The following is a 13520-nucleotide window of genomic DNA, read 5'->3' on the forward strand; positions in this document are numbered from 1 at the left end:
CGTCAGTCCTTGGGGCGGAAGGACGCGCTCTCCACCGGCACCTGGATCTTCACCGGCGCGGAGGTGGCGAAGTGCAGGGTGAACTCGACCTTCTCGCCCACCTTCGGCTTGCGTTCCAGCTTGCCGAGCATCAGGTGGTTGCCGCCGCGGGAGAGGGAGAGCGTGCCGTTCGCCGGGACGTCCAGCTTCTCCGTGTGCTTCATCTGCGAGCCCTCGGTGGAGTGCAGGGTGACGTCGCCGGAGAGCGGGGTGGTGACCTTGGTGAGCTGGTCGGCCTTGCCGCCGTCGTTCTTGACGGTGAAGTAGGCGGCGGCCATGTCCGTCATGGCGGGCTGCGGCAGGTACGCGCCGCTGACCGACAGCTCGGGCTTGTCCTTGGAGCCGGAGTCGCAGCCGGTCACCAGCACGAGGGCGCCGGCGAGCAGCAGCGGCAGCGCGGCGGCGGTGGCGGCGGTCGACTTGCGCATCACGGGTTCTCCCCCTTGACGATCTTCGGGAGACTCTTGGCGTACTGATCGGCGGTGGCTTCGGCGGTGTAGACCCAGTGGGCCCCGTCGTCCTTGGGCGAGAACCCGACGACCTGGGCGCCGTGGCTGACGGTGATGGAGCCGTCCTTCTCCTTCTTGGGCTTCTCCACCATGATCCCGAGCGGCTTGGCCGCCGCCTGGATGGTGTCGAACGAGCCGGTCAGGCCGACGATGTCCTGCCCGCCCTGGGCGTCGAGCCACTTGCGCATCCGCTCGGGGGTGTCCCGGTCGGGGTCCGTGGTGACGAAGACGATCTGCAGCTTCTCCTGCTCGGCCTTGGGCAGCCGCTTCTCGGCGGAGGCCATGTCGGCGACCACGGTGGAGCAGACGTCGGGGCAGTAGGTGTAGCCGAAGTAGAGCAGGACCGGACGGCCCTTGGTCTCCTTGACCAGCTCGTAGGTCTTGCCGCCGGTGTCCTTGAGGACCAGGTCGGGCTTGGCCTTGGGGGTGTCGAGGGTGAGGGGAACCGTCTTGGGCGCGGCGGAGACGTCGGCGGCCGGCTTGTCCGTGTTGTCGCCGGATCCGCCGCAGGCCGTCAGGGTGAACGCGGCGGCGAGGGCGAGCACCGCGCTCGCGGTCTTGGTGCGCATGGAGTGCTTCTCCAAAGGGATGGGTCGGTGGTGCGGGGCCGGCGGTCCGTCGTGGGACGGGCCCGCCGGCCCGGCCGGTCCGTGCGTCAGGCTGTGGGGCGGCGGCGCCCGGCGAACACGCCGAAGGCGATGCCCGCCGCACCGACGACGATGCCCACGATGCCGAGGGTCCGCGCCGTGGTGTCGGAGCCGCCGGACGAGCCGTCGCCCTCGGCGTCGGAGGCGGCGGCCTGGGCCTTGGCCTCCTTGCCGTTCTTGGCGTCCGCCTTGTCGACGAGCTTCAGCACGGGGGCGGGGTGCTCGGGCTCCTCGCCGCCGGGCTTGGACGGGTCGATCCAGCGGACGACGTCGTCGTCGGAGTAGGTCTGGAGGGCCTTGAAGACCAGTTCGTCGGTGTCGGTGGGCAGCTGGCCGACCGAGAGCGGGAACTGCTGGAACTGGCCCGGCTCGATCTTCCCGCCGGTCCAGACGACCTTGCTGACGGCCTCGTCGATGGTCTTGCCGTGCATCTGGACGGGCTTGTCGAGCTTGGTCTTCTCGACCTTCACATCCCAGCCCGGGACCGCCTGTGGCATCACCGAGACGAGTGGGTGCTTGGGATCGAGGGCGAGCTCGAGCTTCACCGTCGAGGCGTTGTCCTTCTCGTTCGGCACCTTGATGGAGACGGTGCTGTAGCCGCCCTTCTCGGCGGTGCCGGGCTGCACGCTCACGTGCGCGGAGGCGGGGCCGGCCAGCAGCAGGACGCCGCTCGCGACGGCGGCGCCGACGGCGGCGAGGCGGAGGGGACGACGGGTGCGGGTGCGCGTGGTGGTGTCGATGTTCATGCGAAAACACTCCCTGGGCAGGAGAGGCGGAAGGGGTTGGCGCGCGTGCGGCCGTGCCGCGAACGCCTTCCCGCCGTAGCGCCGGGTGCGTCGCGTGCTCAGGCCGCGAGGGCGAAGCGCGGGGGACCCCGCCTGATCACGAAGTGCTGGAGCTCGGGCTCCCGCGCCGGGCGCTCGTCGTCCCGGCGGGAACGGCGCACGGGGCGCGTCCGGCCCGTCGACCTTCCCGTCGAGGAACGCGCGAACGAACGTCAGCGCGGTGCGCAGCGCCCGGACGAACGTTGCCTCACCGACCGCACGGGCCGACTGCGCCGACAGCCGCACCACCCGCCACAGTGCCGCCTCGCCGCGCCGCAGCAGCCAGCCCACGGCCAGGGCCGCGAGCACATGGCCGAGCAGCATCGGCACCGAGGGGACGAGGGCGTGCAGGAAGCTCTCGACGGGCGCGGGCGGGGCCGCCACGGGGTGCGCGGCGGCCGGGTCGAGCCCGGCGTCCGTGATGATCCGGCGTGCCTCGGCCGGCGAGGCCGGGGGCCGCTGGTTGCAGAGCAACTGGCCCGCGAAGCTGACCAGGCCGTCGTGTCCGGCGCGGGGGGCCGCCTCCGGCCCGTGCTGCCCCAGGGAGAACAGGGCGTGCAGCGCCACCTGTCCCACGGCCAGGCAGGCCGCTATCCCCGGGAGCGAGCGCTCCCGTCCGGCCAGCGGGGCGATCAGGGCGAACACCGCCGCGAAGCCCGCCGCGAGCGTCCACAGCGGCACCGCCGCGCAGGAAGCCAGCGCGTGCCCGCCCGCGGACAGCAGAACACAGACCGCGGTGAACACCGCGGCCCGGATCAATCGCAGATCGGCGCCGGCGCGCGCGACGGGGTGAGGCATGGCTGCGTCATCATCCCACCGGAGTCACCCCTTCCCCACGGCAGGGGTCACCCGTATACCCCAATGCGCCCTCCCGCCGCTTCCGCCGAATGAGCGGACTCACACGCCCGGCAGGCTTACCACCTGTCGCGCGTGGCTATAGGTATCGATATGTCGAGCCGCGGCCAGGAGGCTGAGCATGAGCATTTGGTGGTCACTCCACTTGCGGCGCGAGGCCGCGAGCGTTCCGCTCGCCAGGCGGCTGCTGGTCGGTGCGATGGAGACGGCCGGGGTCGACCCCGATACGGCCTACGACCTGGCGGTCGCCCTCAGCGAGGCATGTGCGAACGCCGTGGAGCACGGCGGTGACTCCTCCACCGCCTACCGGGTGACCGCCCGCATCGACGGCGACACCTGTCGCATCGAGGTCACCGATTCCGGACCCGGCTTCACCGGCCCCGCGCCACTGCGCGAACGCCGCCGGACCGCCCGCCGCCTGGAGACACGACCCCCGGCCCCCGCCCACGACGAACACGGGCGGGGCCTCTTTCTGATCGAGTCCCTGACGGACAACGTCCACGTCCGCAACCGCCCGGGACGGCAGGGCGCCGTGGTCACCTTCGACAAGATCCTCAAGTGGCGCGAGGACGCGGCGCTCCTCAGGGCTTCATGACAACGGCTTCATGACAACGGCTTCGCGATGACGCTCTCGCGACGACGGCCTCGTGGCGAGAGCTTTGTGACGAGAGCTTCGTGACCGGCGTCCGGGCCGTCGCCGTCGGGTTCGGGCGACCGCACGCCGTTCACGCCATCCTCCGCTCCGCGAGCTCCTCGGCTATCCGCTCGATCTCCGCCGGCCGCCCGGCCATGATCGTGCGCACATGCTCGGTGACCAGCTCCACGGGCCAGTCCCACCAGGCCGCGCGGAGGAGCCTCTCGGCGTCGGCGTCGTCGAAGCGGCGGCGTATCGGACGGGCCGGATTGCCGCCGACGATCGTGTAGGGCTCGACGTCGCCGGTCACCACCGAGCCCGCCGCGATGACGGCGCCGTCGCCGATCCGGACCCCGGGCATGATCAGCGCCTGGTAGCCGATCCAGACGTCGTTGCCGATCACGGTGTCGCCACGGCTGGGCAGGTCCGTGACGAGGTCGAGGGTCCGCTCGGCCCAGGAGCCGCCGAACATGGTGAACGGGAAGGTGGAGACGCCCATCGTGGGGTGTGCGGCGCCCGGCATCATGAAGCGCGTGCCGGCGGCGACGGCGCAGTACTTGCCGATCACCAGGCGCTCCGTGCCGTAGGCGTAGAGCACGTTGCGGCGCTCGAACTCCTCGGCCCCGTCCGGGTCGTCGAAGTACGTGTACTCACCCACCTCGATGCGCGGGTCGGAGACCAGGGACCGCAGCAGCACGACCCGGTCGTGGCCGGCGAGCGGGTGCAGGACGGTGGGGTCGGGGATCGTGGTGGCGGCCATGAGGGGCTCCCTTCGGTGGAACGAGCGATAGGTAATGCAACCGATGTCGCGTTAGAGAGAGCATTGCATGCGCGGGCCCCTCCTCGCAAGGGTTAATGCGACACCGGTTGCCTTTACCTCGTCCGGGGCCCGGAAAATTCGATGGCGGCCGTCTCCGGGCCGCTGCTACGTTGGCGGTGTTCCAGACCTTCCGCCTCGGGCCCGCGGGGCCCGCCCGACCCGGGACAGGTGTTTATGTCGACGACCCGGCCGGCGCCGAGCGCGCCTCGCCGCACCGCGTAACAGCCGCCTTCCGCCGCCCCGTTGCGGCGAGCGGGCCGGACGCGGGTCCGGTGTCCCAAGGCCGCTCGGCCGACTCCTGCTGTCATCGAGAACTTCCCAGCAAGGAGCCTCCGGGTGTCCGACTCCCACAACATCCTGAAGACCAGCACCTTCACCTGCGTACGCTGCGGGCTGACCGTCTCCGCGCACGCCGCCGACGGAAGCCGGCGCAACCACTGCCCGTCGTGTCTGCACTCGCGGCACGTCCTCGACCACGTCGAGGGCGGTCCGTCCGACTGTCGCGCACGGATGACCCCGATCTCCATCGCGGTCCTGCGCGACGGCAGTTGGATGGTCATCCACCGGTGTGTGCGCTGTGACGAGCTGACGTCCAACCCCGTCTGCACGGACGACAACCAGCTCATCCTGATGCGCATGGCGGTCCGCCCGCTGGCCCAACCACCCTTCCCCCTCGAAGCGTTCGGGGATCTGTGAGGGCCGCGCCATGCCACGACGCAAGAACACCGCGCACCGCTCCCGACGTCCGCAGCGCCGCAAGGACGTCCTCCACGGCCATGACGGCCACCGGGCGAACGCCTTCCGGTGCGTCGGCTGCGGTCTGGACGTCTCCCCCGACGCGCCGGGTACCGCCCATCGCAACCACTGCCCCAACTGCCTGGCCAGTCTCCATGTCGACCGCCGGGTCCCCGGCGACCGCGCCGCGACCTGCCGGGGCCGTATGGAGGCGCTGAGCATGTCGGTACGCCCGGACGGCGAGTGGCTGATCGTCCACCAGTGCCTGACCTGCGGCGAACTCAGCGTCAACCGCATCGCCGGGGACGACAACGCCCTCGTCCTGATGCGGCTCGCGCTCCGGCCGCTGCGCGACGCCAGGGTCGCGAGCGGCGCGCTGCTCAACCTGTGAAGGAGCCACCTGCCAGGGGTGGTTGAAACGGAAGGGGCCGCCGGGACCTCACAGGTCCCGGCGGCCCCTTCCGTAAACGCCGCAACGCCGCGTTCGCGAGGGTCAGCCCTTGAGGCTCGCCATCCACGCCTCGACGTCCGCGGACGTCCGCGGCAGGCCCGCCGAGAGGTTGCGGTTGCCGTCCTCCGTGACCAGGATGTCGTCCTCGATGCGGACGCCGATGCCGCGGTACTCCTCGGGCACGGTCAGGTCGTCGGCCTGGAAGTAGAGGCCGGGCTCGACGGTCAGCACCATGCCGGGCTCCAGGACGCCGTCCACGTACGCCTCCGTGCGGGCGACCGCGCAGTCGTGGACGTCCATGCCGAGCATGTGGCCCGTGCCGTGCAGGGTCCAGCGGCGCTGGAGGCCGAGCTCGACGACCCGCTCGACCGGGCCCTCGACCAGACCCCACTCGACCAGCTTCTCCGCCAGGACCCGCTGCGAGGCGTCGTGGAAGTCGCGGAACTTCGCACCCGGCTTGACCGCGGCGATGCCCGCCTCCTGGGCCTCGTACACCGCGTCGTAGATCTTGCGCTGGAGCTCGCTGTAGCGGCCGTTGACGGGCAGCGTGCGCGTGACGTCGGCCGTGTAGAGGGTGTGGGTCTCCACGCCCGCGTCGAGCAGCAGCAGCTCGCCGGAGCGGACCGGGCCGTCGTTGCGGACCCAGTGCAGCGTGGTGGCGTGCGGGCCGGCGGCGCAGATCGAGCCGTAGCCGATGTCGTTGCCCTCGACCCGGGCGCGGAGGAAGAAGGTGCCCTCGATGTAGCGCTCGGAGGTGGCCTCGGCCTTGTCGAGCACCTTCACGACGTCCTCGAAGCCGCGGACGGTGGAGTCCACGGCCTTCTGGAGCTCGCCGATCTCGAACGCGTCCTTCACGAGGCGCTGTTCGCTGACGAAGATCCGCAGCTCCTCGTCGCGCTCGGCGGTGACCTTGTCGGTCAGGGCCGCCTCGACGCCCGCGTCGTGGCCGCGGACGACGCGGACCGGACCGGTGGCCTCCGCCAGGGCGGCGGCCAGCTCGCGGACGTCCGCGCAGGGCACCCCGTAGAGCCGCTCGGCCTCGGTGAGGCTGTGGCGGCGGCCCACCCAGAGCTCGCCCATGCCGTCGAGCCAGAACTCGCCGTTCTCCCGGTCGGAGCGGGGCAGCAGGTGGAGCGTGGCCTCGTGGCCGTCACCGGCGGGCTCCAGGACCAGGACGCCGTCCTGCGTCTGGTCGCCGGTGAGGTACGCGTACTCGGTCGAGGCGCGGAAGCTGTACTCGGTGTCGTTCGAGCGGGTCCTGAGGTTGCCCGCAGGGATCACCAGCCGCTCGCCGGGGAAGCGCGCGGAGAGCTCGGCGCGGCGCCGCGCGGTCTCCTGGGCCTGCGGTATGGGCCGCAGGTCGCGCAGCTCGGTGTCGGCCCAGCCGCTCTTCATGTTCTCGGCAAGCTCGTCGGAGACGGCGGGGTAGAGGCCGTTCTTCCGCTGCTTGATCGGCTCGTCACCTTCGGGGTTCTCGGGTGCGGGCTGGTCGGTCATGCTCTCCTCCTCGAACGGGGCCGCTCTCCATCGTAGGTGCGGGGAAACATGGCCGAGAAGGGTCGTAGGGCCGGGCCGGACCCGGTCACTCGAAGTGGGCGACCAGCAGGACGACGTCCTCGCCCGTCCCGTCGCCGGACGGGTCCGGGACCTTCGTCCCGTCCCCGTCGTCCGGCAGCACGGCGCGCAGGACGTGGTCGGCCACGGCCTCCGGGTCGCGGCGGGCGTCCCGGGGCACGGTGGCCGCCGCGGCGTGCAGCCGGGCGAAGGCCCGGTCCATCGCGTCGCCGGTGCGGTGCAGCAGGCCGTCGCTGTAGAGGAGGAGCGTTTCGCCCGGGGCCGGCTCGATCTCCACGCTGGGCGCTTCCCAGCAGGTGAGCATGTTGAGCGGGGCCGAGAGCGAGGTGTCCACGTACTCGGTGCGCCGGTCGCCGATGATCAGTGGCGCGCAGTGCCCGGCCGCGGCGAGGACGACCTTCCGGGCGGCCGGTTCGCAGTAGGCGAAGAGGGCGGTGGCGGAACGGGTGGGCTCGGTGAGCCGCAGGAGCAGTTCGAGGTCGGAGAGGACGGCGACCGGATCCTCGCCCTCCATCACGGCGTAGGCCCGCAGGGAGGCCCGCAGCCGGCCCGTCGCGGCCACGGCACCCGGGCCGGAGCCGGTGATTCCGCCCACGGCCAGGCCCAGCGCGCCCTCGGGCAGCGGCAGCGCGTCGTACCAGTCCCCGCCGCCGCGCGGCCCGGTGCGGTGGCGCACCGCGAGCCGTACGCCCGGGACCCTGGGCAGCCGGGTGGGCAGCAGTTCCTCGCGGAGGGTGGCGAGGGCCTCCCGGGCGCGGTCCAGCTCCAGCAGCCGGGCCAGGTGCTCGGCGGCGTGGGCGGCGTAGAGGCAGGCCAGGTGGCGTCGGCGTTCGTCGGGCTCGGCCGGCTCGTCGTAGAGCCAGATGGCCGCGCCGATCCGGCGGGCCGCCGCGTCGGCGGAGGCCGCCGTGTCCAGTGGTACGGCGTAGCTGGCGGCGTAGCCGAGACGGGAGGTGACCTCGCGGTGGAGGGGGTCGAGGCCCTCCTCGGCGGGGATGTCGGGGCGGGCCGTTCCGGAACGGGCGCCGACGGGGGGCAGGTCCTCGAGAAGCCCCGTGTACGGGCCGGACGCGGCGGAGGCCGCCGGTGCATGCGGAATCGTTTCGAGGTGGCCGAGGTCGGCGTGGCCGAGCCCGAGGGCGATGGTCGGCGCCCGGCCGGAGTCGTCGACGGGGTGCAGGGTGACCAGACCCCGGCCGGCGCCGACGAGTGTGGCACCGGCGCGCAGGAGTTCATGGAGGGCATCTTCGAGGCCGGTGGTACGGGAGAGCCGCTCGGTGAGCTCCTGGAGCGAGGTGAGATCGGAGACCCAGCGGGCGAGACGGTCCTGGACGAGGAGATGGGGCGCCTGGAGGCCGGAGGGGGGCATGGGGGCGGAGGGAGAATCCTCGCCGGAGGGGCCCGTGGGGTCGGAAGTGCCCGTGGAAGTAGGGGAGTCGGGGGTTCCGGAGGCGGTGCCAGAAGCAGAAGACAGGGTCGGGGCAGGAACAGGAGGATCGATTCCGGCCACTTTCGGGAGATGGGGGGCGTTCATGGCCGTCCGCTCCGGCGGGGTGGGGCGGGGACGGCCCGGTGGTCCGCGCGCCGGGGACCGCGGGGGGCTTCGGCGAGCCCGTCCGACCAGCCCATCGGCCTGTGCGTGGCAGGGAATAGCACGGCAAACCCCCTGTCGTGGTGCGTGCTATGGGGGCCTCCACATGTACACGCCCTGGTGAGGCAATGTCCAGCATTGGACCAATGGGAATGATGGTGTCTGAGGGGTTTTGAAGTTGGCCGGAAAATAGTGCCGTGCCCTCCCCACTGCGGTCGACTGGCGTTGCTCGACAGCGCGTCACCGCCACCGCGGTGGGTACGTACTCGAGGAAGGACAGGGGCAGTTGGGGGTGCCCCGGAACCCGGCAGCGGGGCCGGGCGTCTTACCCGGCAACGGCCGTGTCCGTCCCCGAGCGGCGTGGGGGAACCCATGCCGTGGGCGAGGGGCACACCGGCCCCAGCACCAAGCGCCATGCGTGCGCCACCCTCCGCCATGTTTCACGCTCGGCCCCAGGCGTGATGCGCTGCGTTGTACGCGCAGTGACCTGTGATCCATGTGGTGCGCCGACCATGAAGGTCGGCGGCGCGTTGAGTGCCGCGCCACGCGGTACCCGTAGTGCCATGTAGTGCGACATCGCGGTGCTGTCCGCCACGCAGTGCCGCGACCTGCAACGAAGTGATCTGCAAACGAAGTGCAGTGCCATCACGGCCCCTGGCTCCGGCCGGGGCCACCCTCGGCGTTCACGGAAAGGAACGAGCGCTCATGCGCGAGATCCTCGGAAGGCGACGCAAGCTCTCGCTCCGGCGGTCGGGCCGGTCCGCGGTGGTCACCGCGGCCCTCACCTACGCCACGGAGTGGAAGTGGCCGGTGCTCCCCGGTGTGGGCCTGCGGCCCGGCATCGGCCGCGTGCGCGAGTGCGGCTGTGCCCACCCCGACTGCGCGGCCCCCGGTGCCCACCCCTTCGACCCGGGGCTGCTGGCGGCCACCACGGACGCCCGGATGGTCCGCTGGTGGTGGACCAACCGGCCCGAGGCGCCCGTCGTCCTGGCCACCGGCGGGCGCGCGGCCTGTGCCGTGAGCCTGCCCGCCGTCGCCGGAGCACGTGCGCTGGCGGTCCTCGACCGGGCGGGTGTGCGCCTCGGTCCCGTGGTCGCCACCCCGGCGCGCTGGACCCTCCTGGTCGCGCCGTACTCGCTGGAGGTCCTCGGCGATCTGCTGCACCGCCAGGAGTGGGTGCCGGGCTCGCTGCGCTTCCACGGCGACGGCGGGTACGTCGTCCTCCCGCCGTCGGCGACGGGCCCCGGCCGGGCCCGCTGGGAGCGGGCTCCGCAGCCCGCGGTGCCGGCCTCCGGGCGGCCGCGCGCCGCGCGTCCGGGCACCGGGCTGCCGGACACCCGCCCCTGGCTCCCGGACGTGGCCTCGCTCGTCGACGTTCTGGTCGAGCAGAGCGCGGCCACCGGCACGCAGGGCGGCGGGAGCCGGCTGGCGCACTGACGCCCGCGATCCGCGCGGACGCCGGGAACGGCTCGCCTGTGAGAGCGCGTACGGACGGGAGACGCACGCGCTCTCACTCTTACGGGTGTAAGCCGCGCCGAGAACTGCGGGAATCGGGTGTCGAGGGGCCGGGAGGACGGGGTACCGGCCGCTATGTTCGGGGGCGGGCCTGCGTCGGATGCCGTGCCGGTCGAACGCCGGGCTCTCCGGCGGGTTTCGACCCGGACGCCTGTGGTCGCCGTCGGCCCGGGCGGGGTGGGCCCTGTGCCGTCCCGCGAAATCCCAGTGTCCGCGGCGAGTCGCAGGTGGTCCCATGGAGCGTGCGTCCGGTGTGCCCGGCGTGTCCCAGCAACGTGCAGCCAGTCTCCGGATGGTGGCGCTCGCCGGTGTGGTGGCGCTCGCCGTCGTGCTGCCCCTGGCGGCCGCGACGGCCGGTCCGGCGGCGGTGGCCGGCCGGGCCAAGGCCTGGCCGGCCGGCAAGGAACGGAGGGCCGGCGGGGGCCGGGGCGGCGTCGTGCCCGCCGCGGTGCCCTCCCTCGCCTCCTCGCCCTCGACGGACGAGCCGGCCGGGCTCCTCGGCGGGAGCGCCCCGTCCGCGGCCTCCGCGTCCGGTGCTCCGGAGGAGCCCCGTGACGTCGTCCAGTGCGGCCCCGAACTCGACTCCCCCGAGGGCCTGGAGGCGCAGACCTGCGTCCTCACGGAGGGCGAGGAGACCTGGGCCCGGACGTACTACCGCAACGGCACGGGCGGCGCGTTTGGCGGGCGTGCTGACGCTGATGTCCCCGGACGGCCGGTCGCTCCAGGTGCGGTGCCCGATGGAGGCCTCCGACGCCCCGGACGCCTGCGAGACGCCCCGCCGGCGGACGCTGCGCGGACATGGCGCGTATACGGCGGTCGCGGAGATCGCCTCGGCCGAGGGGAAGCTGCTCCTCCGCTCCGGGAGCAACTCGCCGGACTCCGCCGAGGATTAGCGCCGGGTGCCGGCCGGCCCGGTTCGGCCGTGGTCCGTGGCCGCGGCCGTCGGCGAGGGTGGAGAAACGTCGTGGCCTCGACCTGCGGAGAGCGCGGAGGCGGCGGCGGAGCGAGCGCCGGGTGCCGGGCCCCGTCGGGCGGGCGGGATCCGGGGGCACCTCTCGGCGTCCGGGAACGCGTCCGGGCATGGAAAGGCCCGATCGCTGGCGACGGGGGATGCACCAGCGACCGGGCTCCTAGAACGGTAACAAGAGATCGGCGGTTCGCAAATTCGATCGTGGATTTCCGGACGCCGATTTCCGGGCTGGCAGCGGGAGTTGTGACAGGAGTCACGCGAGGGAGTCGTTCCGGACCCCTGGAACGAGAGCCTCCGCCGCCGCCCGGAGCCATGTGGCGCCGATCAGTTCAGCGTCACCTGACGGCTGGTGAGACCGTTGCGCGCCCGCCGCTCGTCGGCCGTCAGGGGCGTCCGCGAGGCGAGCGCCCCGGCCAGCCGCTCGGCGAAGGTCGCGGCCGGCTTCTCCACGTCCGCCGCGCGCACGGAGCTCGGCAGGTCCCACACCGGGACGGTCAGCCCGTGCGCCCGGAAGGACCCGACGAGGCGGGTGCCCTCGCCGAGCGAGGACTCGCCGACCGCGTGCAGCCGGGCGAGCGCGTCGAGCAGCTCTTCCTCGGGGTGGGTCATCACCCAGCGCAGGTGGTTCTTCTCGGGCACCTCGCACCAGTACGCGCCGTCGACGGAGGCCAGGCGGACGGTCGGGATGGCGGCGGCGTTTGGCGCGCTCCAGGGAGGCGGCGACCTCGCCGGTGGCGTTCTCCGCGTCGTCGATCCAGAACTCGAAGACCGTGTGCACGGTCGGCTCGAACGGGGCGGCGGGGTCCAGCAGTGTCCTGGAGCCTGCCGTCGGCGGCGGTGTCGCTCGGCGGCGACCGGGGTGCCCGGCTCCGGCGGCCAGGGCCTTCTGGAGGGTGTCGGCAGATCGCGGCTGATGTCGCCGGTAGCCGTGTCGTTCTGCAGGCCCAGCAGGACCGCGCGGGCCGTCGTCGCGGTCGCGCAGGGCGGGCCAGGCCATGAGGCAGCACGGTGGCCAGGGTCACCGAGGGGACGCCCTCGGGGAGGCCGTCCTTGAGGTGGAGCTCCACCAGGTCGCGGCGGGACCAGTTCGCGCAGCGCGACCCAGTCGGCCTGCGCCCCGGCAGCCCTCGAACGGCCGGTGGACCAGCTCGGTCGCGGCGTGCGTCGCCGCGCGGCCGTGGCACGCCTTGTAGCGCCGGCCGGAGCCGCAGGGGCAGGGCCTCGCGGGGCGCCGACGACGGGGATCGGGCCGTCGCCGGCGCCGCCGGTGCGGCGGCCGTGGTCTGGGGGCGGCGCTTCTTGGCCATGGCGTGAATGTCTCCCGTGTCGGTGCGTCCGGCTGGTACGGGCGCGCGAGCCTAGCGCTCGGGCCGGGCGCCGTCCGCGGCAGCACGGGCGGGTTGTGCGGAGGGCCGCGTCCGGTGCGGCCCGGCGTGGGGTGCGGACGGCCGGGACCCGAGGGGCCACCGTCGTACGGCTCGGCGGGGCCGGGGACGTCTGCCCGGCGGGCTCGGGCGGACGCCCCGCGCGGGCGCGCCCGGAGACGTCAGAGCCAGTCCGTCCAGGTCGGAGAAGTCGAGCTCGGGGGCGAGGTCGACGCGCTGTAGCGAAACCGGCGCGCGCGGAGAGCGCGCGCCCCATACGGTCACCTCTCCCGAGGAGTCCCGTACGCCCCCACTCCTGGGAGAGCGCGCTGATGATGTGGAGACCGCCGGGGCCGCCGCGGGCCGTGACCGGGGAGTGGGCGCGGAAACGGTCGGGTGGGTCCCGCCGCCGTCGGTGACCTCCACGGTGAGCCGTCCACGCTCGTCGACGCGCCAGGCGGCCCGGATCCCGCCGTTCTGCCCTCGCCCTCGCCCGCACCGCCGTTCCCGCCCAGCCGGGCGCCCGTGTCGGTAGGCCATTGCTGAGCAGTTCGGAAAGGATCAGTACGGCGCTCGTCGATGACCGGATCCGGTACCCCGCTGGCGCGCAGGTCCTTGAGCATCCGGTGTCTCGCTTCGCCCACACCGGCTGGACCATGGGGTACGGCCATGACCGACGACGTGGGCACCTCCTGCGCCACCACCAACGCCACCCCCGAGACCTCCTTTGCCCCACGTCAGGGGATGAATGCCCCAATGGCCTGGACCGGAAACCGGCCACTCGCCGCCCGGTGGGGCACTCGCCCGGCCGAACACGTACCGAACGCGCCGGTGCACTCCCGGTAATGGGCGCGGGAGCGTACAGGCGCATCCGGCGGCGCAGGGGCGCACTGGAAGGGCGCGTGCGGGGCTCCACAGCCCGGACGGAGGCCGTGAACGGCGTCCCTAGCGCCGCCCGAGCTGGGTGAGCACTGCCCTGGGGCGATTGGTG

Annotated in this window: 13 protein-coding genes and 1 pseudogene; 5 read left to right on the top strand and 9 right to left on the bottom strand. The window is 73.1% G+C overall.

Annotated features, from left to right (window positions below; all coding sequences use genetic code 11):
* Positions 1-2: 2 nt before the first annotated feature.
* The 3 genes from ABD794_RS13610 to ABD794_RS13620 all read right to left on the bottom strand — a co-directional run bounded on the left by ABD794_RS13610 (position 3) and on the right by ABD794_RS13620 (position 1941).
* Positions 3-467 carry a copper chaperone PCu(A)C gene (locus ABD794_RS13610; protein WP_344963405.1) on the bottom strand — a complete coding sequence of 155 codons (465 nt, stop codon included), beginning with the start codon at positions 465-467 and terminating at the stop codon, positions 3-5.
* Positions 467-1117, bottom strand: coding sequence for an SCO family protein (locus ABD794_RS13615; RefSeq protein ID WP_344963407.1), 651 nt, complete (start codon positions 1115-1117; stop codon positions 467-469). The genes ABD794_RS13610 and ABD794_RS13615 overlap by 1 nt, the downstream gene beginning before the upstream one ends.
* A gap of 86 nt (positions 1118-1203) precedes the next feature.
* Entirely contained in the window at positions 1204-1941 is a 738-nt protein-coding gene (locus ABD794_RS13620) for a YcnI family copper-binding membrane protein (RefSeq protein ID WP_344963428.1), read from the bottom strand.
* 1054 nt (positions 1942-2995) lie between these two features.
* Here ABD794_RS13620 and ABD794_RS13625 point away from each other — a divergent pair.
* A complete protein-coding gene (locus ABD794_RS13625) occupies positions 2996-3469 on the top strand; it encodes an ATP-binding protein (RefSeq protein ID WP_344963409.1) in 474 nt (157 codons plus the stop codon).
* 130 nt (positions 3470-3599) lie between these two features.
* Here the strand turns inward: ABD794_RS13625 and ABD794_RS13630 are convergent, their stop codons facing one another.
* Positions 3600-4268, bottom strand: a complete 669-nt coding sequence (locus tag ABD794_RS13630; protein WP_344963411.1) for a CatB-related O-acetyltransferase — start codon at positions 4266-4268, stop codon at positions 3600-3602.
* Between the two features lie 396 nt (positions 4269-4664).
* Here ABD794_RS13630 and ABD794_RS13635 point away from each other — a divergent pair, with 396 nt between their 5' ends.
* Positions 4665-5024, top strand: a complete 360-nt coding sequence (locus tag ABD794_RS13635; RefSeq protein ID WP_344963413.1) for an RNHCP domain-containing protein — start codon at positions 4665-4667, stop codon at positions 5022-5024.
* 10 nt (positions 5025-5034) lie between these two features.
* Entirely contained in the window at positions 5035-5454 is a 420-nt protein-coding gene (locus tag ABD794_RS13640) for an RNHCP domain-containing protein (RefSeq protein WP_344963415.1), read from the top strand.
* 102 nt (positions 5455-5556) lie between these two features.
* Here ABD794_RS13640 and ABD794_RS13645 read toward each other — a convergent pair whose 3' ends face one another.
* Together ABD794_RS13645 and ABD794_RS13650 are read right to left on the bottom strand one after the other, a co-directional pair.
* Complete coding sequence (locus tag ABD794_RS13645) at positions 5557-7011, bottom strand: aminopeptidase P family protein (protein WP_344963417.1); 1455 nt, start codon at positions 7009-7011, stop codon at positions 5557-5559.
* 85 nt (positions 7012-7096) lie between these two features.
* Positions 7097-8623, bottom strand: coding sequence for a PP2C family protein-serine/threonine phosphatase (locus tag ABD794_RS13650; RefSeq protein ID WP_344963419.1), 1527 nt, complete (start codon positions 8621-8623; stop codon positions 7097-7099).
* 762 nt (positions 8624-9385) lie between these two features.
* Between ABD794_RS13650 and ABD794_RS13655 the strand changes: the two genes are divergently transcribed.
* Entirely contained in the window at positions 9386-10117 is a 732-nt protein-coding gene (locus ABD794_RS13655) for a bifunctional DNA primase/polymerase (protein ID WP_344963421.1), read from the top strand.
* A 764-nt stretch (positions 10118-10881) separates the two neighbouring features.
* Positions 10882-11088 (top strand): hypothetical protein, encoded by a 207-nt coding sequence (locus ABD794_RS13660; RefSeq protein ID WP_344963423.1) that lies wholly within the window; start codon positions 10882-10884, stop codon positions 11086-11088.
* A gap of 401 nt (positions 11089-11489) precedes the next feature.
* Here ABD794_RS13660 and ABD794_RS18970 read toward each other — a convergent pair whose 3' ends face one another.
* The 3 genes and pseudogenes from ABD794_RS18970 to ABD794_RS18980 all read right to left on the bottom strand — a co-directional run bounded on the left by ABD794_RS18970 (position 11490) and on the right by ABD794_RS18980 (position 12558).
* On the bottom strand, positions 11490-11804 hold the full coding sequence (locus ABD794_RS18970) for a DUF5926 family protein (RefSeq protein WP_425586015.1): 315 nt from the start codon (positions 11802-11804) through the stop codon (positions 11490-11492).
* A gap of 103 nt (positions 11805-11907) precedes the next feature.
* A pseudogene (locus tag ABD794_RS18975) lies at positions 11908-12162 on the bottom strand (DUF5926 family protein); the annotation flags it as partial.
* Between the two features lie 21 nt (positions 12163-12183).
* Entirely contained in the window at positions 12184-12558 is a 375-nt protein-coding gene (locus tag ABD794_RS18980) for an SEC-C metal-binding domain-containing protein (protein WP_425586016.1), read from the bottom strand.
* Positions 12559-13520: the final 962 nt, after the last annotated feature.

Source organism: Streptomyces thioluteus (assembly GCF_039535865.1).

What these genes read in the sequence shown, in the direction of transcription:
- ABD794_RS13655 (WP_344963421.1), top strand. Translation starts at nt 9,386, where the DNA reads ATGCGCGAGATCCTCGGAAGGCGACGCAAGCTCTCGCTCCGGCGGTCG.
- ABD794_RS13620 (WP_344963428.1), bottom strand. Translation starts at nt 1,941, where the DNA reads ATGAACATCGACACCACCACGCGCACCCGCACCCGTCGTCCCCTCCGC.
- ABD794_RS13610 (WP_344963405.1), bottom strand. Translation starts at nt 467, where the DNA reads ATGCGCAAGTCGACCGCCGCCACCGCCGCCGCGCTGCCGCTGCTGCTC.
- ABD794_RS13645 (WP_344963417.1), bottom strand. Translation starts at nt 7,011, where the DNA reads ATGACCGACCAGCCCGCACCCGAGAACCCCGAAGGTGACGAGCCGATC.
- ABD794_RS13615 (WP_344963407.1), bottom strand. Translation starts at nt 1,117, where the DNA reads ATGCGCACCAAGACCGCGAGCGCGGTGCTCGCCCTCGCCGCCGCGTTC.
- ABD794_RS13630 (WP_344963411.1), bottom strand. Translation starts at nt 4,268, where the DNA reads ATGGCCGCCACCACGATCCCCGACCCCACCGTCCTGCACCCGCTCGCC.
- ABD794_RS13625 (WP_344963409.1), top strand. Translation starts at nt 2,996, where the DNA reads ATGAGCATTTGGTGGTCACTCCACTTGCGGCGCGAGGCCGCGAGCGTT.
- ABD794_RS13650 (WP_344963419.1), bottom strand. Translation starts at nt 8,623, where the DNA reads ATGAACGCCCCCCATCTCCCGAAAGTGGCCGGAATCGATCCTCCTGTT.
- ABD794_RS13640 (WP_344963415.1), top strand. Translation starts at nt 5,035, where the DNA reads ATGCCACGACGCAAGAACACCGCGCACCGCTCCCGACGTCCGCAGCGC.